General features: G+C 70.0%; 14 protein-coding genes. 9 read left to right on the plus strand and 5 right to left on the minus strand.

Annotated features, from left to right (window positions below; genetic code table 11):
* Positions 1-11: 11 nt before the first annotated feature.
* The 5 genes from C4B30_RS12615 (at position 12) to C4B30_RS12635 (ending at position 5,107) form a co-directional block, all read left to right on the plus strand.
* Positions 12-1,337 (plus strand): ABC transporter substrate-binding protein, encoded by a 1,326-nt coding sequence (locus tag C4B30_RS12615; protein WP_027785275.1) that lies wholly within the window; start codon positions 12-14, stop codon positions 1,335-1,337.
* A 114-nt stretch (positions 1,338-1,451) separates the two neighbouring features.
* Positions 1,452-2,399, plus strand: a complete 948-nt coding sequence (locus tag C4B30_RS12620; RefSeq protein WP_027785274.1) for a carbohydrate ABC transporter permease — start codon at positions 1,452-1,454, stop codon at positions 2,397-2,399.
* Positions 2,396-3,247 carry a carbohydrate ABC transporter permease gene (locus C4B30_RS12625; protein ID WP_027785273.1) on the plus strand — a complete coding sequence of 284 codons (852 nt, stop codon included), beginning with the start codon at positions 2,396-2,398 and terminating at the stop codon, positions 3,245-3,247. Before C4B30_RS12620 ends, C4B30_RS12625 begins: the two co-directional genes overlap by 4 nt.
* Complete coding sequence (locus C4B30_RS12630) at positions 3,244-3,942, plus strand: HAD family hydrolase (protein ID WP_027785272.1); 699 nt, start codon at positions 3,244-3,246, stop codon at positions 3,940-3,942. The genes C4B30_RS12625 and C4B30_RS12630 overlap by 4 nt, the downstream gene beginning before the upstream one ends.
* A gap of 55 nt (positions 3,943-3,997) precedes the next feature.
* On the plus strand, positions 3,998-5,107 hold the full coding sequence (locus C4B30_RS12635; RefSeq protein ID WP_027785271.1) for an ABC transporter ATP-binding protein: 1,110 nt from the start codon (positions 3,998-4,000) through the stop codon (positions 5,105-5,107).
* Between the two features lie 150 nt (positions 5,108-5,257).
* Here the strand turns inward: C4B30_RS12635 and C4B30_RS12640 are convergent, their stop codons facing one another.
* The 4 genes from C4B30_RS12640 to C4B30_RS12655 form a co-directional block, all read right to left on the minus strand.
* The gene (locus tag C4B30_RS12640; RefSeq protein WP_027785270.1) at positions 5,258-6,262 is read right to left on the minus strand and encodes a sugar-binding transcriptional regulator; all 1,005 of its coding nucleotides are present in this window, start codon (positions 6,260-6,262) and stop codon (positions 5,258-5,260) included.
* A gap of 62 nt (positions 6,263-6,324) precedes the next feature.
* Entirely contained in the window at positions 6,325-7,806 is a 1,482-nt protein-coding gene (xylB, locus tag C4B30_RS12645) for a xylulokinase (protein ID WP_027785269.1), read from the minus strand.
* A 107-nt stretch (positions 7,807-7,913) separates the two neighbouring features.
* A complete protein-coding gene (dalD, locus tag C4B30_RS12650; RefSeq protein ID WP_027785268.1) occupies positions 7,914-9,308 on the minus strand; it encodes a D-arabinitol 4-dehydrogenase in 1,395 nt (464 codons plus the stop codon).
* Positions 9,309-9,480: 172 nt separating this feature from the next.
* A complete protein-coding gene (locus C4B30_RS12655) occupies positions 9,481-10,392 on the minus strand; it encodes a LysR family transcriptional regulator (RefSeq protein WP_027785267.1) in 912 nt (303 codons plus the stop codon).
* A 97-nt stretch (positions 10,393-10,489) separates the two neighbouring features.
* Here C4B30_RS12655 and mdlC point away from each other — a divergent pair, with 97 nt between their 5' ends.
* The 4 genes from mdlC (at position 10,490) to C4B30_RS12675 (ending at position 16,202) form a co-directional block, all read left to right on the plus strand.
* Positions 10,490-12,097 (plus strand): benzoylformate decarboxylase, encoded by a 1,608-nt coding sequence (gene mdlC, locus C4B30_RS12660; protein ID WP_027785266.1) that lies wholly within the window; start codon positions 10,490-10,492, stop codon positions 12,095-12,097.
* 29 nt (positions 12,098-12,126) lie between these two features.
* Positions 12,127-13,578 carry an aldehyde dehydrogenase family protein gene (locus tag C4B30_RS12665; protein ID WP_027785265.1) on the plus strand — a complete coding sequence of 484 codons (1,452 nt, stop codon included), beginning with the start codon at positions 12,127-12,129 and terminating at the stop codon, positions 13,576-13,578.
* Positions 13,579-13,592: 14 nt separating this feature from the next.
* Positions 13,593-14,537, plus strand: a complete 945-nt coding sequence (locus C4B30_RS12670; protein WP_027785264.1) for a ketopantoate reductase family protein — start codon at positions 13,593-13,595, stop codon at positions 14,535-14,537.
* A gap of 258 nt (positions 14,538-14,795) precedes the next feature.
* On the plus strand, positions 14,796-16,202 hold the full coding sequence (locus C4B30_RS12675; protein WP_027785263.1) for an MFS transporter: 1,407 nt from the start codon (positions 14,796-14,798) through the stop codon (positions 16,200-16,202).
* Between the two features lie 20 nt (positions 16,203-16,222).
* Here the strand turns inward: C4B30_RS12675 and kynA are convergent, their stop codons facing one another.
* Complete coding sequence (gene kynA / locus C4B30_RS12680; protein ID WP_027785262.1) at positions 16,223-17,155, minus strand: tryptophan 2,3-dioxygenase; 933 nt, start codon at positions 17,153-17,155, stop codon at positions 16,223-16,225.
* Positions 17,156-17,191 lie beyond the last annotated feature (36 nt).

A 17,191-nucleotide genomic window follows, 5' to 3' on the forward strand; every position in this document is an offset into this window, starting at 1 on the left:
GGAGACATGCCATGCAACGAAAGATGCTCGACGCCGCCGCACGCTGCTTCGCCGGAGCCGCGCTCGCGACGGCCGCGTGCGCGGCGTCCGCCGGCACGCTGACGATCGCGACGCTGAACAACCCCGACATGATCGAGTTGAAGAAGCTGTCGCCGGCGTTCGAGAAGGCGAACCCCGACATCAAGCTGAACTGGGTGATCCTCGAGGAGAACGTGCTGCGCCAGCGCGCGACGACCGACATCACGACCGGCAGCGGCCAGTTCGACGTGATGGCGATCGGCACCTATGAAACGCCGCAGTGGGGCAAGCGCGGCTGGCTCGCGCCGATCACGGGCCTGCCGGCCGACTACGATCTCAACGACATCGTGAAGACCGCGCGCGACAGCCTGTCGTACAACGGCCAGCTCTACGCGCTGCCGTTCTACGTGGAAAGCTCGATGACGTTCTACCGCAAGGATCTGTTCGCGGCGAAGGGGCTGAAGATGCCCGACCAGCCGACCTACGACCAGATCGCCGAATTCGCGGACAAGCTCACCGACAAGTCGAAGGGCACCTACGGGATCTGCCTGCGCGGCAAGGCCGGCTGGGGCGAGAACATGGCGTACGTGTCGACGGTCGTGAACACGTTCGGCGGGCGCTGGTTCGACGAGAACTGGAACGCGCAGCTGACGTCGCCCGAATGGAAGAAGGCGATCAATTTCTACGTGAACCTGCTGAAGAAGAACGGCCCGCCGGGAGCGAGCTCGAACGGCTTCAACGAGAACCTGACGCTGACCGCGTCCGGCAAGTGCGCGATGTGGATCGACGCGACGGTCGCGGCCGGGATGCTCTACAACAAGCAGCAGTCGCAGGTGGCCGACAAGATCGGCTTCGCGGCCGCGCCGGTCGCCGCCACGCCGAAGGGCTCGCACTGGCTGTGGGCGTGGGCGCTGGCCGTGCCGAAGACGTCGAAGCAGCAGGATGCCGCGCGCAAGTTCATCGCGTGGGCGACGTCGAAGCAGTACATCGAGATGGTCGGCAAGGACGAGGGCTGGGCGTCGGTGCCGCCGGGCACGCGCACGTCGACGTATCAGCGCCCCGAGTACAAGGCCGCCGCGCCGTTCTCGGACTTCGTGCTGAAGGCGATCGAGACGGCCGACCCGAACGATCCGTCGCTGAAGAAGGTGCCGTACACGGGCGTGCAGTACGTCGGGATTCCTGAATTCCAGTCGTTCGGCACGGTGGTCGGCCAGTCGATCGCGGGTGCGGTCGCGGGCCAGATGTCGGTCGACCAGGCGCTCGCCGCCGGGCAGGCCGCCGCCGACCGCGCGGTGCGGCAGGCCGGCTACAAGAAGTAACGCGCAAGCCGTCGCACGGCTCGCATCGTGCGCCGTTGCGCACGGCGCGGGCCGGCGAAGCCGACAGGCGGGCAGGCCGTTCGCGCCCGCGCATCAACCGGAGGGACTCCGATCATGCGTCACCTGCGTCTTCCCCTGAGTCACGCGCCGTCGGTCGGCGACGCGTCGTTGCCGCCCGGCGCGCCGCGCCGTGCGCGCGGCGGCGCGAGCTGGCTCGTGTCGCCGTCCGTCGCGGTGCTGCTGCTGTGGATGTCGATTCCGCTCGCGATGACGATCTGGTATTCGTTCTCGCGCTACAACCTGCTGAACCCGGACGTGAAGGGCTTCGCCGGGCTCGACAACTACCGTTTCCTCGCGACCGATCCGTCGTTCCTGCCCGCGATCTGGCACACGCTCGTGCTGATCGGCGCGGTGCTCGCGATCACCGTGGTCGGCGGCGTGCTGATGGCCGTGCTGTTCGACCGCAAGTTCTACGGGCAGGGCGTCGCGCGCCTGCTCGCGATCGCGCCGTTCTTCGTGATGCCGACCGTCTCCGCGCTGATCTGGAAGAACATGATCCTGCATCCGGTGTACGGGCTCGTCGCGAACGCGATGCGCGCGCTCGGGATGACGCCGATCGACTGGTTCGCCGATTACCCGCTGACCGCCGTGATCATCATCGTCGCGTGGCAGTGGCTGCCGTTCGCGTTCCTGATCCTGTTCACCGCGATCCAGTCGCTCGACCAGGAGCAGAAGGAAGCCGCGCGCATCGATGGCGCCGGCCCGATCGCGATGTTCTTCTACATCACGCTGCCGCACCTGAAGCGCGCGATCGCCGTGGTCGTGATGATGGAGACGATCTTCCTGCTGTCGATCTTCGCGGAAATCTACACGACGACCGGCGGCGGCCCGGGCGACGCGACGACCAACCTGTCTTACCTGATCTACGCGCTCGGCCTGCAGCAGTTCGACGTCGGCCTCGCATCCGCGGGCGGCATCATCGCCGTCGTGGTCGCGAACGTCGTGTCGTTCTTCCTCGTGCGGATGCTCGCGCGCAACCTGAAGGGGGAATACGAAAAATGAGCGACCTGACCTTCGCAGGCCGGCGCACGCCGGCCGTATTCGACCTCGTGCGGCGCGCGCTGCCCGGCACGCTCGCGTGGCTGATCGCGCTGCTGCTGTTCTTCCCGATCTTCTGGATGGCGATCACCGCGTTCAAGACCGAGCAGCAGGCGTACGCGTCGACGCTGTTCTTCATGCCGACGCTCGACAGCTTCCGCGAGGTGTTCGCGCGCAGCAACTACTTCGCGTTCGCATGGAATTCGGTGCTGATCTCGGCCGGCGTCACGGTGATCTCGCTGCTGTTCGCGGTGCCGGCCGCGTACGCGATGGCGTTCTTCCCGAACCACCGCACGCAGAAGGTGCTGCTGTGGATGCTGTCGACGAAGATGATGCCGTCGGTCGGCGTGCTGGTGCCGATCTACCTGCTGTGGAAGAACGCCGGGCTGCTCGACACGGTGTCGGGGCTCGTGATCGTCTACACGCTGATCAACCTGCCGATCGCGGTGTGGATGACCTTCACGTACTTCAACGAGATCCCGAAGGACATCCTCGAAGCCGGGCGCATCGACGGCGCGTCGACGTGGCAGGAGATCGTCTACCTGCTGATGCCGATGGCGCTGCCGGGGCTCGCGTCCACCGCGCTGCTGCTCGTGATCCTGTCGTGGAACGAGGCGTTCTGGAGCATCAACCTGTCGAGCTCGAACGCCGCGCCGCTGACCGTGTTCATCGCGTCGTACTCGAGTCCCGAAGGGTTGTTCTGGGCGAAGCTGTCCGCGGCTTCGCTGCTCGCGGTCGCGCCGATCCTGATCGTCGGCTGGCTGTCGCAGAAGCAGCTCGTGCGGGGGCTCACGTTCGGGGCGGTCAAATGAGGGGGCCAAGCGCAGGGACGAACGTGCTGATCTGCGACTGCGACGGCGTGCTGATCGACAGCGAGGCCGTGGCCGCCGACGTGATCGTGCGCGAACTCGATGCGCGCTGGCCGGGCGTCGATGCGCGGCCGGCCGTGATGCCGCTGCTCGGGCTGCGCATCGAGCGCGTGCTGGCGGGCGCGAGCGAAGCGGTGGGGCGCACGCTGTCGGCCGACGACGTCGACGCGATCCGCCGCGCGGTCGAGGCGGCGGCCGTCAACGCGCCGATGGTCGACGGCATCGACGCGGCGCTTGCAGCGATCGAGCTGACGACCGCCTGCGCGAGCAACAGCTATCGCGCGTACGTCGAATCGGCGCTCGCGCGCACCGGTCTCGCGCGCTTTTTCGGCGACCGGTTGTTCTGCGCGGATTCGGTCGCACGGCCGAAGCCGGCGCCGGACGTGTATCTGGCGGCCGCGCGCACGCTCGGCGCGGCGCCCGCGAACTGCCTCGTCGTCGAGGACAGCGTGACCGGCATCACCGCCGCGGCCGCGGCCGGCATGACCGTGCTCGGCTTCGTCGGCGGCGGGCACGCGTCGGCCGCGCAGATCGACGCGTTGCGCGGCATCGGCGCGCGTCACGTATTCGACGACATGCACGAGCTGCCCGGCTACGTCGCGCGCTGGCAGGCGACGGGCGCGGTGCTGCCGAACTAGCAACGATCAAGCGCCGCCGATCAGGCGGCGCATCACGAACGAACGGAGACAGATCATGGCAAGCGTGCTCCTGCGCAACATCGCGAAGCGCTACGACGACACCGAAGTGCTGCGCAACGTGAACCTCGACATCGCCGACGGCGAATTCGTCGTATTCGTCGGGCCGAGCGGCTGCGGCAAATCCACGCTGATGCGGATGATCGCCGGCCTGGAAGACATTTCGAACGGCGACCTGCTGATCGACGGCGCGAAGGTCAACGACGTGCCGAGCGCGAAGCGCGGCATCGCGATGGTGTTCCAGTCGTATGCGCTGTACCCGCACATGACGCTGTACGACAACATGGCGTTCGGCCTCAAGCTCGCGGGCGCGAAGAAGCCCGAGATCGACCAGGCCGTGAAGCAGGCCGCCAGGATCCTGCACATCGATCACCTGCTCGACCGCAAGCCGAAACAGCTGTCCGGCGGCCAGCGGCAGCGCGTCGCGATCGGCCGCGCGATCACGCGCAAGCCGAAGGTGTTCCTGTTCGACGAACCGCTGTCGAACCTCGACGCCGCGCTGCGCGTGAAGATGCGGCTGGAATTCGCGCGGCTGCACGACGAGCTGAAGACGACGATGATCTACGTGACGCACGACCAGGTCGAGGCGATGACGCTCGCCGACAAGATCGTCGTGCTGTCGGGCGGCGCGGTGCAGCAGGTCGGCACGCCGAACGCGCTGTATCACGCGCCGGCGAACCAGTTCGTCGCGGGCTTCATCGGCTCGCCGAAGATGAACTTCCTGAAGGGCACGGTCGAATCGGCCGATGCGGGCGGCGTGCTCGTGCGGTTCGACAGCGGCGAGACGCAGCGCGTCGCGGTCGAAGCCGCAGGGCTGCAACGCGGCGCCGCGGTGACCGTCGGCGTGCGGCCCGAGCACCTGCTGGTCGATGCAGCGGCGGACGGCGTCGCCGCGCGGACGATGGCCGTCGAGTCGCTCGGCGACGCCGCGTATCTGTATGCGGAGTCGGCCATCGCGCCGGACGGGCTGATCGCGCGGATTCCGCCGCTCGACACGTACCGCACCGGCGACGTGCTGCGCGTGCATGCGCAGGCCGAACATTGCCACCTGTTCGACGAGCACGGGCAGGCGTTCCGCCGATTGAGCGTGCACGCGAAGGCTGCGTGACGGGGTAGGGGCGGGCGGCGGTCGATTGCCGCCTGCGCAGAGCGTTTTCCCGAAGCGGTGACGGGCACGTGCAGGCCGATTGCGCGGACGTTCGCCGGCGCCGGCCAAGGGGAGAGAAGGTCGCCCGCTGCACGCCTTCTCAGGCCGTACTCATGCGCCGAGCGCGGCGCGCGCGCAGGTTTCGTCGGTGACGAGCCCCGACAGCCAGCCGCCGCGCAGCGCGGCAATCACCGCGTCGTGTTTCTTCGGGCCGCCCGCGAACGCGATCGTCGGCAGCTTCGGCGGCGTGGCGAGCGCGACGCTCGTCACGCGCGCGCTCGTCGACACGGTGATCTGCGTGCCCTGCGCGTCGATCGGCACGCCGAGCAGTTCGGCCACCGCGCCGAGCGCGGTCATCTCGTCGCGCTCCTGTTCGGTGATGAAGCCGTCTTCGTAGAGCGGGCAGTGCAGGCCGATGTTGCCGATCCCGACGAACGCGACGTCGGCCTCGCCTGACAGCGCCTCGACGATCCGGTACAGCCGGTGATTGCACCACTGCGCGCGCTCGGCGTCGCTGTCGGCGAACAGCGGCGCGGGCAGCAGGAAATGCTTGCTGCCGGTTTTCTCGGAGATGTACTGCGCGACGTCGTAGCGGTTCGACGAGCCGTCGGCCGCGATCGCGCCGACCATCGACACGAGCCGATGCTGCGGGCGCTCGATCTGCGCGATCTGCGCGACCGCGGCCTTCAGCGTGCGGCCGCTGCTGACCGCGATCACCATCGGCCGCGTTTCGTTCAGGTAGCGCTCCATCACCTGCGCGCCGGCGACCGCGAGCTTGCGGTCGATCGCGTCGGGCGCGTCGGCGTCGACGGGCACGACTTCGCACATCGCGAGGCCGTAGCGTTTCGACAGTTGCGCGCCGAGATCGAGACAGTCGGCCAGCTGATGGTCGACGCGCACACGGATCAGATTCTTCTCGACCGCGAACGCGACGAGGCGCTGCGCGACGGGGCGCGACACCTGCAGCTTTTCGGCGATTTCGTTCTGCGTGTCGCCCGCGACGTAATAGAGCCACGCGGCGCGCGTGGCGAGATCGAGTTTTTCTGAGGACTTGGACACGATAACGATTCGGTTCGGATCTGGGGGCCGCCCCGCGGACCGGCCGGCGGGCCGCATGACGGCATCCACTGTACCGCAGTCGCGCGCACGTCCGGCCGCCGCGCGCGCGAGCGCGGCGCCTACGCGAGCCGTGCGCGCGACGGTTCGTACAACGGCCGCACGTGACGGTACAGCGCGCGGAACGCATCGAGGCGTTCGCGCAGCCGCGCATGGCGGGCGGCGTCCGGTGCGTATTCGGCGCGCACCGGCGGCTTGGTCAGCACCGCATGCGGATCGCCGCCGACGGCGAGCCAGCCGAGCCGCGCCGCGCCGAGCGCCGCGCCCGTTTCGCCGCCGCCGATCTGGCGCGTGCGCACGTTCAGCGCGTCCGCGATCAGTTGCGCCCAGAACGCGCTGCGCGCGCCGCCGCCGATCAGCGACAACTGGTCGGTTTCGACGCCGGCCGCATGCAGCGCGTCGAGGCCGTCGGCGAGGCCGAGCGTCACGCCTTCGAGCACCGCATAGCCGAGGTGTGCGCGCTCGGTCGCGTGCGTCATCCCGAAGAACGCGCCCTGCGCGTACGGATCGTTGTGCGGCGTGCGCTCGCCCGACAGGTAGGGCAGGAACAGCGGCGCTGCCGCGAGCGCGTCGGCGTCGAGCGCCGCGACTTCGGCGAGCAGCGCGGGCTCGTCGGTGCCGGTCAGCTTGCAGACCCAGCGCAGGCAGCTCGCGGCCGACAGCACGACGCTCATCAGTTGCCAGCGATCGGGAATCGCATGGCAGAACGCATGCACGGCCGATGCGGGATTCGGCATGAAGCGGTCGCCGACTACGCTCAGCACCCCGGACGTGCCGAGCGACACGAAGCCGTCGCCCGCATGGATCGCACCGATGCCGAGTGCGCTCGTCGCGTTGTCGCCGCCGCCGCCCGCGACCACGACGGCCTCCGACAGCCCGAGCTCGCGTGCGATGTCCGCGCGCAGCGTGCCGGACGGCGCGTTGCCCTCGACGATGCGCGGCATCTGCTCGCGCGTCATCCCGCACGCGGCGAGCAGTGCGTCGGACCAGTCGCGGCGTGCAACGTCGAGCCATAGCGTGCCGGCGGCGTCCGACGGGTCCGACACCTTCGCGCCGGTCAGCCGGAATCGCAGGTAGTCCTTCGGCATCAGCACGCACGCGGTCGCCGCGAACACGTCGGGCTCGTGCTTCGCGACCCACAGCAGTTTCGGCGCGGTGAAGCCGGGCATCGCGAGGTTGCCGGCCAGCGCGTGGAGATCGGGCGCGCGTTCGGTGAGCAGCGCGCATTCGTCGGCGCTGCGCATGTCGTTCCACAGGATCGCGGGGCGCAGCACGCGATCGTCGCGGCCGAGCAGCACCGCGCCGTGCATCTGACCCGACAGGCCGATGCCGCGCACCTGCGCGAACGCCTGGGAGTGCCGTTCGCGCAGTGCCGCGAGCGCGGCGAGCGTGCCTTGCCACCAGTCGTCCGGATGCTGTTCGGCCCAGCGCGGATGCGGCCGCGACACCGTGAACGGCGAGCCGGCGGTGCCGACGACCGCGCCGTCCGGGGCGAGCAGCAGCACCTTCACTTCCGAGGTGCCGAGGTCGATGCCGAGATACATGAGCGATCCGTTCCGTCAGAGAGGAGTCGCTACTTTAGTCGCGCGGCCGGGCACCTGCCAAGGCTGGTTCGCCCGGATGCACGCTCGTGCGTGGCGGCCGCCGCGCGTCAGCGCTGCGCGAGCCATCCGTCGACGCGCCAAAGCCCGCCGCGCAACGCCTCGAACAGCGCCGCGTTGCCGGCCAGCGACCCCCACAGCGGGCGGCTCGCGCACAGCGCGACGACCGGGTCGTCGGCTTCGACGATCGCACGCGCGGCGCTTTCGTCCATCACGCCGTCCTGGTACGCATACGGCAGCGTGCCGCGCGCCCAGCGTTGGAGAAAGCGCAGGAACAGCGCGGGCAGCACGGCGGTGGCGACCGGCGCGGCGCCGCGCGCGAACGATTCGACGAGCGTCGGCGCGATGAAGCCGGGGATCTTCGAGAAGCCGTCGGCCGCGACGCGCTGGTTCGTGTCGAGCACGTACTGGTTGCCGAAGCGCTCGAGCACGACGTCGCGGTAGCGCGCGAGATCGAGCGGGCTCGGCGTCAGGCACGGGATCACGTCCTGCGTCACATAGTCGTGCGCGAAGCGGCGGATCGCGGCGTCGTGCGTGCCTTCGTGGATATACGTAAGCCCCGCCAGCGTGCCGGCCCATGCAATGCAGCTGTGCGTCGCGTTGAGGATGCGGATCTTCGCTTCCTCGTACGGATGGACGTCGTCGACGAGTTCCGCGCCGGCCAGTTCCCAGCGCGGCCGGCCGGCCGCGAAGCGGTCCTCGATCACCCACTGGATGAACGCTTCGCCCATCACCGGGCATGCGTCGTCGATGCCGGTGGCCGCGCGCACGCGCTCGCGCACGTCGTCGGTCGGGCGCGGCGTGATGCGGTCGACCATCGCGCTGGGCGTCGCGACGTTCGCATCGAACCACGCGATGAGATCCGTTTCGCCGCGCCGTTCGAGGAATTCGCGCATCCCCGCGCGAAAGCGTGCGCCGTTGTTGCGCAGGTTGTCGCAGCTTTGCAGCGTGAGCGGGCCCGCGCCGCGCTTCACGCGTTCGGCGAGCAGCGCCGCGAGCGCACCGTACAGGGTCGTGCGCGCGCCCTGCAGGTCGGCTGCGAGATCGGCGTTCGCCAGGTCGAGCCGGTTGTGTTCGTCGAGGTAGTAGCCGCCTTCGGTGACGGTGAACGACACGATCCGGCAGGCCGGATCGGCGCCGGCGTCGATCAGCGCGGCGAGATCGATCGACCACGGCAGCACGCGCGTGATCGAACGGACCGTCTCGTAGGCGCGCTCGCCTTGCGGCGTGACGGTTTCGAGTGTGTACGCGCCATGTTGCGCGGCGAGCGCGTCCATCGTCGCGCGCATGTCGTCGCGGATGTTGCCGACGGTCAGCGACCAGCGTTCGTCGGCCGGCACGGCCGCGTTCACGCGATGCAGATACCACGCCTGATGCGCGCGGTGAAACGAGCCCGCGCCGATGTGCAGCAGCACGGGCGTGCGGGCGGAGGGCGATTCACTCATCCGGTGTCTCCTTTTCCTGCCTGTCTATCCTGCCGAATACGATCATTTGCTCTTTGTGTGAGCGAATGATCGTATTCGGGCGAGCGAAAGTCAAGGCGGGGAAATGGCATTTCGATGGTGCGCTGCGGCGGTGCGCGGGCAGGGCAGGCGCGACGGAGCGGGCGGAAAAGCGTCAGCGCCCTTCGCGCGTGAGTGCGACGAGTTCGTCGAGCAGCTTGCCGGCCGGCCCCGGCAGGATCCCGTGGCGGCGCCGGAAGGCGGTGAGCGTGCGCACCGCGACCACTTCGCGCACGGGCAGCGTGTCGATCGTGCCGGCGCGCTGCTCGGCGCCAACCATTGGCTCGGCCATCCAGCTCAGGAAGCCCGCGTGCGCGACTAGGCTCTTCAGCGTCGTGACCGAGCGCGTCTCGACCGCGATGTCGGGCAGCGCGAGCCCGTGCGCGTCGAAGGTCGCGCGCATGTGGTCGAACGGCGCGGTGCCGCGCGGCGGAAGCGCCCAGCGTGCGTGCAGCGTATCGGCGAGCGTCGGCGCACGGCCGAGCGCGCGCAGCGGATGGTGCGGCGCCGCAACGATATGGCTGCGATCTTCCCAGCGGCATTCGGGGATCGCGACGATCTCGTCGGTATCGGGCCCGTGCGCGGACAGCGCGAGGTCGATCTCGTGTTTGTTCAGCCCTTCCGCGAGCCGGTCCCACACGCCTTCGAGGATCTCGACGCGCAGGTTCGGCCAGCGGTCGAGCACGCGGCCGACCGCGACCGGCAGCACGAGGCTCGCGATGCTGCCCACCGTGCCGACCTTGATCGTGCCCTTCGCGAACCCGCGCATCGCGTCGAGCTCCTCGCGCGCATGCTCGGCCTCGTGCTGCAGCAGCGTCGCGTGCGGCAGCAGCGCTTCGCCGAATGCGGTGAGCTGCACCCCCTTCGAATGGCGCTCGAACAACGGCGCGCCGACCTGCTCCTCGAGCCGCTTCAGGATCCGGCTCAGCGCCGGCTGCGTGACGTGCAGCGCGTCGGCCGCGCGGCCGAGGCTGCCGCACGCGACGATCGTCGTGAACGCGCGCAGTTGTCGGAGATCGAAAGTCATGCCGGAGCGTAATGGCTTTTTGCAGAAAATACAGTATCGGTGAATGGCTTGCGCTTCGATACTGTGGAAACCGCCAAGCCATCGAGGAGCGCCGAGCATGTCCGGTCACCCGCCCCCTTCCGCCGCATCGATCACCGTTCGCGATGCGGTCATCGACTTGCTCCGCCAGTTCGGCATCGACCGCGTGTTCGGCAATCCCGGCTCGACCGAGCTGCCGATGTTCCGCGACTTCCCCGACGATTTCCGCTACGTGCTCGGCCTGCACGAAGCCGTCGTGGTCGGAATGGCCGACGGCCATGCGCAGGCCACCGGCAATGCGGCGGTCGTCAATCTGCATTCGGCGGCGGGCGTCGGCAACGCGATGGGCAATCTCTTTACCGCGTTCAAGAACCGCACGCCGCTGATCGTCACCGCGGGCCAGCAGGCGCGCGCGATTCTGCCGTTCGATCCGTTCCTCGGCGCGACGCAGGCCGCCGAGCTGCCGAAGCCTTACGTGAAATGGAGCATCGAGCCCGCTCGCGCGCAGGACGTGCCGGCCGCGATCGCGCGTGCGTACCGCATCGCGATGCAGGAGCCCCGCGGCCCCGTGTTCGTGTCGATTCCGGTCGACGACTGGGACCAGCCGGCCGAGCGGCTGCCGCGGCGCGACGTCAGCAGCATCGTGCGGCCCGATCCCGACGCGCTCGCGCGGCTCGGCGACGCGCTCGACGCCGCGCGGCGCCCCGCATTCGTGGTCGGCGCGGCCGTCGATCGCGCGGGCGCGTGGGACGAGGCCGTGCGTCTGGCCGAGCGGCACCGTGCGCGCGTGTACGTCGCGCCGATGTCGGGGCGCTGCAGCTTCCCCGAGGACCATCCGCTGTTCGCCGGCTTCCTGCCCGCGATCCGCGAGAAGATCGTCGAGCGGCTCGACGGGCACGATCTCGTATTCGCGTTCGGCGCGCCCGCGTTCACCTATCACATCGAAGGCTTCGGCCCGCACGTGCCGCCGGGTGCGACGCTCTTGCAGCTCGTCGACGATCCGGGCATTGCCGCCTGGACGCCGTTGGGCGATGCGGTCGTCGGCAATCTGCGGCTCGCCGCGCGCGACCTGCTGGCGCGGCCCGCGCCGCCCGAGCGGCCGATGCCCGCGCCGCGCCCGCCGCACGTACGTGTCGACCCGCCCGCCGCCGGCGAGCGCATGTCGGTCGCGTTCGCGCTGCAGACGCTCGCCGACGTGCGCGACGCGCACGACATCGTCGTCGAGGAGGCGCCGAGCGCGCGGTCGGTGATGCAGGAGCATCTGCCGTTCACGCGCAGCGGCACGTTCTACACGATGGACAGCGGCGGCCTGGGCTACGGGATGCCGGCCGCCGTCGGCGTCGCGCTCGCGCGGCCCGGCCGGCGTGTGATCGGGCTGATCGGCGACGGCTCGAGCCTGTATTCGATCCAGGCGCTGTGGAGCGCCGCGCAGCTGAAACTGCCGATCACGTTCGTGATCCTGAACAACCGGCGTTACGCGGCGCTGCAGGATTTCGCGCCCGTGTTCGGCTTCGGCCCCGGCGACCCGGTGCAGGGCACCGATCTGCCCGACCTGGATTTCGTCGCGCTCGCGCAAGGGATGGGTTGCCGCGGCGTGCGCGTCGCCGATGCCGGCCGCCTGCGCGACACGCTGACCGACGCGCTGCGGGCCGCGACGCCGGTCGTCGTCGAAGTCGAGATTGCCTGACGCGCCGCGCGCGTCTTTCCGGAGATTCCATGCAAACCGTAGCGATGCTGATCGGCGGCGAACGCCGCCACTCGTCCGGCGGCGCGACCTTCGTGCGCCGCAACCCGCTCGACGGCGAAATCGCGTCGGTCGCGCCCGCGGGCACCGTCGACGATGCGCGCGCGGCGGCCGATGCGGCCGCCCGTGCGTTTCCCGAATGGGCCGCGCTCGGCCCCGGCGCGCGACGCGCCTTGCTGCTGAAGGCGGCCGCCGCGCTCGAAGCGAAACACGAGCAGTTCGTCGCCGCGATGGCGGCCGAAACGGGTGCATCCGCGCTGTGGGCCGGCTTCAACGTGCGGCTTGCGGCGAGCGGGCTCGTCGAGGCCGCGTCGCTGACCACGCAGGTCGGCGGCGAGCTGATCCCGTCCGACGTGCCCGGCTCGCTCGCGATGGGCGTGCGGCAGCCGGCCGGCGTCGTGCTTGGCATCGCGCCGTGGAATGCGCCGGTGATCCTCGCGACGCGCGCGCTCGCGCTGCCGCTCGCATGCGGCAACACGATCGTGCTGAAAGGATCGGAACTGTGCCCCGTCACGCACGGGCTCGTCGTGGAGGCGCTGCAGGAGGCCGGGCTGCCGCCGGGCGTCGTCAACTTCGTGACGAACGCGCCCGACGATGCGGGCGCCGTCGTCGATGCATTGATCGCGCATCCGGCCGTGCGCCGCGTGAATTTCACCGGCTCGACGCGGGTCGGGCGGATCGTCGCCGAAGCGTGCGCGCGTCACCTGAAGCCGTCGGTGCTGGAACTCGGCGGCAAGGCGCCGTTCGTCGTGCTCGACGACGCCGATCTCGACGCGGCGGTCGCCGCGGCCGCATTCGGCGCATTCGCGAATTCCGGGCAGATCTGCATGTCGACCGAGCGCATCGTCGTCGATGCGTCGATCGCCGACGCGTTCGTCGCGAAGCTCGTCGACAAGGCCGCATCGCTGCCGCTGGGCGACCCGCGCAACGGGCCCGTCGTGCTCGGTTCGCTGATCGACGCGAAGGCCGTCGAGCGCTGCAACGCGCTGATCGACGATGCGCTCGCGCACGGCGCGACGCTGCTGTGCGGCGGCAAGGCCGACAGCACGCTGTTTCCCGCCACGCTGCTCGACCACGTGACGCCGGCGATGCGCCTCTACGCGGAAGAATCGTTCGGCCCGGTGAAGGGCATCGTGCGCGTCGACGGCGAGGAGGCCGCGATCCGCTGCGCGAACGACAACGCGTTCGGGCTGGCGTCGGCCGTGTTCAGCCGCGACGTCGCGCGGGCGCTGCGTGTCGCCGCGCGTATCGAATCGGGCATCTGTCACGTGAACGGCCCGACCGTGCACGACGAGGCGCAGATGCCGTTCGGCGGCGTGAAGGACAGCGGCTTCGGCCACTTCGGCGGCCACGCCGGCATCGCCGCGTTCACCGACCTGCGCTGGATCACCGTGCAGACGGCGCCGCGCCACTATCCGTTCTGACGAGGCCGCCGACGATGAGAATCGCGATTCTGGGAGCGGGCGCGATGGGCTCGCTGTTCGGCGGGCGGCTCGCCGAAAGCGGCGAAGCCGTCACGCTGATCGACGTGAACGATACGCATCTCGATGCAATCCGTCGCGACGGGCTGCGCATCGACGACGATCGCGGCGAACGGCGCATTCGCACGCTGCAGGCCGTGCGGCCGGAAGCCGCGAATGCGCATGCGGCCGCCGCGCCCGACACACCGTTCGACCTGCTGATCGTTTTCACGAAATCGCTGCACACGCGGGCGGCGCTCGACGGCGTGCGCGCGCTGCTGACGCCGGGCACGTTCGTGCTGACGCTGCAGAACGGGCTCGGCAACGTCGAGACGCTGAATGCGTTCGTGCCGCTCGAGCGCATCCTGGTCGGCGTGACGACGTGGCCGGCCGATGCGGCCGGACCCGCGCACGTGCGCTCGCACGGCGCCGGCACGATCCGCATGATGACGGCCGACGGCGCGGCGCGCCCGTTCGCGACGGCCGTGGCCGACGCGCTGTCGCGCGCGGGGCTCGCGTGCACGCTCGATGCCGACGTATGGGCCGCGATCTGGGAGAAGGTCGCGTTCAATGCGGCGCTCAACACGCTGTGCGCGGCGACGGGCTGCACCGTCGACCAGCTCGGCCATCATCACGACGGTCCGCGGCTCGCGCTGGCGATCGCGGCCGAGACCGCCGCCGTCGCGCGCGCGAAGGGCATCGCGGTCGACGGCGAACGCATCGCGCGCAACGTCGAGCATGCGATCCGCGAACATCGCGGCCATCGCCCGTCGATGCTGCAGGACGTGCTCGCGGGCCGCCGCACCGAGATCGACGCGATCAACGGCAAGGTCGTCGCGGCCGCGCGCGAAGCGGGTGTCGCGGCGCCGCATGCCGAGACGCTGCTCGCGCTCGTCCGGCTGATCGACGCACGGACGCACTGAGCAACAGGCCGGCGGCCGGCTGGCGCCGCGTGACGATACGGATGCCGCGCACGCGAGGCGATGGCGTCGGATCGTGAAGGGTCGGACAGGACGCCGGCGCCGATGCATGGGCGCCGGCCGACTGCGCACCACGAGATCCGGGCACGCGTGTGCGCCAGCCCGGACAACAGGAGACGCCATGAAAGCCATCGAATACCCTCGTCTTGCCGCGCGCCGTTCGCGCACGTCGACGCCCGCGTGCGGCGCCCGGGAGGTCGCATGAGCACGCGCGACGCACTGGATGGACGGCTCCCGCCGTCGGTCGACATCGGCACGACGCTCGACGACGGCCCGTTCACGCCGATGCAGCGCGTCGTCGTGCTGCTCGCCGCGCTCGCGATCGTGCTCGACGGCTTCGACGGGCAGCTGATCGGATTCGCGATTCCCGTGCTGATCCGCGAGTGGGGCATCACGCGCGGCGCGTTCGCGCCGGCCGTCGCGGCGGGGCTGGTCGGGATGGGTATCGGCAGCGCGTGCGCGGGGATCGTCGCGGACCGCTTCGGGCGCCGCCAGGCCGTGATCGGCAGCGTGTTCCTGTTCGGCATCGCGACCTGCGCGATCGGCTTCGCACCCGACGTCGCGACGATCGCGATGCTGCGCTTCTGCGCGGGGCTCGGGATCGGCGGCGCGCTGCCGACGGCCACGACGATGACCGCCGAATACACGCCCGCGCGCCGCCGCACGATGATGGTGACCGCGACGATCGTCTGCGTGCCGCTCGGCGGGATGCTGGCCGGCCTGTTCGCGCACGAGGTGCTGCCGCGCTACGGCTGGCGCGGGCTGTTCTTCGCGGGCGGTGCGTTGCCGCTCGTGCTCGGCTTCGTGCTCGTGCGCGCACTGCCCGAATCGCCGCGCTATCTCGCGCGGCGCCCCGCACGCTGGCCGGAACTCGGCGCGCTGCTCGCGCGGATGCAGCGGCCGGTCGCGCCGGGTACCGTGTTCACCGATACGAAGGACGCCCGCGCGCCCGGCGGCCGCGGCGGCTTCGGCACGCTGTTCGCGAGCGGCCACGCGCGCGACACGATCGCGCTGTGGTGCGCGTTCTTCATGTGCCTGCTCGCCGTGTACGCGGCGTTCAGCTGGCTGCCGACGATGCTCGCGGCGAGCGGATTGAGCGTGTCGGTCGCGGGCTCGGGACTCACCGCGTACAACCTCGGCGGCGTGATCGGCGCGCTGCTGTGCGCATGGGCGATCGCGCATGCGGGGTCGCGCTGGCCGCTCGCGCTGTGCAGCATCGGCGGCGCGGCGAGCGCGGTGTGGCTGATGGGCGTCGATGCGAGCCGCCATACGGGCTGGCTGATCGTCGGGCTCGGCCTGCACGGGCTGTTCGTCAATGCAGTGCAGTCGACGATGTATGCGCTGTGTGCGTACATCTACCCCACGGCCGTGCGCGCGACCGGCACCGCGAGTGCGCTCGCGTTCGGCCGGCTCGGCGCGATCCTCAGCGCGTTCGCGGGCGCGATCGTGATCACGGCGGGCGGCGCGGGTGCGTACCTGACGATGCTGGCCGTCGCGATGGGCGTGGTATGCGTCGCGCTGCTCGCGGTGCGGCGGCACATTCCGCGGCTGTCGCGCGCGCATGCGCCGCCGCGCGAAGGGGAGGAACTCGCTCGCACGCCGTCGTGACTGCGGCCGCGTGACGGGCGTTACAGCGTGGTGCGCACGTGCCAGAGTTCGGGGAACAGCACGACGTCGAGCATCTTGCGCAGATACGGCGCGCCGCTGGTGCCGCCGGTGCCCTGCTTGAAGCCGATGATGCGTTCCACCGTGGTCACGTGACGGAAGCGCCACTGGCGAAACGCATCCTCGAGATCGACCAGTTCCTCGGCCATCTCGTACAGCTCCCAGTGCTGCTGCGGATGACGATAGACCTCGAGCCACGCGGCTTCGACCGTTTCGTCGTGACGCGTCGGCTGCGTCCAGTCGCGATCGAGCCGCCCGGGCGCGATCGCGAACCCGCGCCGTGCGAGCAGGCGCACGACCTCGTCGTAGAACGACGGCGCCTCGAGCGTCGCGCGCACCTGTTCGAGGATGTCGGGCCGGTGCGCATGCGGCTGCAGCATCTGCGCGTTCTTGTTGCCGAGCAGGAATTCGAGCTGGCGATACTGGTACGACTGGAAGCCCGACGACTGGCCGAGATACGGCCGCATCGCCGAATATTCGGACGGCGTCATCGTCGACAGCACGTTCCACGCCTGCACCAGTTGCTCGAGGATGCGCGACACGCGCGCGAGCATCTTGAACGCGGGCGGTAGCGCGTCGGTGCGCACCGCGTCGAGCGCGCCGCGCAGCTCGAACAGCGCGAGTTTCATCCACAGCTCGCTCGTCTGATGCTGGATGATGAACAGCATCTCGTTGTGATCGGGCGACAGCGGATGCTGCGCATCGAGGATCGAATTCAGCGACAGGTAGTCGCCGTAGCTCATCGACTTCGAGAAATCGAGCTGCGCGTCGTGCCAGCCGCCTTCAGCGGCTTCGCCCGGCACGTGCGACGCTTCGTGCGCGGCTTGCGCCGGCTGGGCGGCGCGTGCGCCCGAGAACGGGCAGCCTGCCGGCGCGTCGCCGCCAGGGGGCTGCATATGACCAGAATTCACGACTTTCTCCAGATTTGAATG

It is taken from the genome of Burkholderia sp. BE12, assembly GCF_002959955.1.
Lineage (GTDB): Bacteria > Pseudomonadota > Gammaproteobacteria > Burkholderiales > Burkholderiaceae > Burkholderia.